Source organism: Pseudomonas brassicae (assembly GCF_010671725.1).
GTDB lineage: Bacteria > Pseudomonadota > Gammaproteobacteria > Pseudomonadales > Pseudomonadaceae > Aquipseudomonas > Aquipseudomonas brassicae.
The window spans coordinates 1-721 of the sequence record NZ_JAAHBU010000556.1; the positions used below are offsets into that span (position 1 = coordinate 1).

A 721-nucleotide genomic window follows, 5' to 3' on the forward strand; every position below is an offset into this window, starting at 1 on the left:
GAAACATCAACCAACAAACTAACAAAGAAAGAAGGCTTCCAGCAGTAGTGACACCATCGATGCTAACTTAAAAGCAAAAGGCCCTATAGCAGCTTCGGTTGGTGGGAAAAGCAACTCAAAAGATGAAATCAGCACTGAGATACAATTAAACTATGTGTCTCACAAAGTAGAATACCTACATCAAAATATTTTAAGATACCAACGATTCTTTTCCGATCTTTCTGAACTTTCCAACGGTGCATCCTTTTTAATACTTGATGACCTTTATCATATCCGAAAATCCGACCAAGCTAAAGTCATTGATTATTTCCACCGAAATCGGAAAAGGAAATGAAATGTGGCTAAAAGTAGGTACAATCAAGCACAGAACGCAATGGTACCAACACTCTGACCCTCCCATAGGGGTCAAACTAGGAGATGACGCGAAGGAAATAAATCTTGATATATCTTTAGAAAGATTTGAAACCCTTCACGTGTTCTTAAAAAAAATCCTAACAAACCTAATGCTCGAGACCCCTCCACTCACCACCGGCAACTTACTCAATACCACGGCAATTGACCGGCTAATTATCGCGTCTGGCGGAGTGGTACGAGATTTCATTGGTATATTTTCAGGTCATTATCAAGCGAGAGAGCGCGCCAAGACAACCATCGAGGCCCGAAGATCGCGCAGACGGACGTCAATCTTGCAACGGGAGAAGTATGGCTCCTTCAAGAGTGA

Annotated in this window: 1 protein-coding gene; it reads left to right on the forward strand. The window is 42.0% G+C overall.

Features of this window, described 5'->3' with window-relative positions; genetic code table 11:
• Positions 1-299 precede the first annotated feature (299 nt).
• A partial coding sequence (locus tag G3436_RS28095; protein WP_243667334.1) for a hypothetical protein occupies positions 300-721 on the forward strand: 422 nt, incomplete at its 3' end.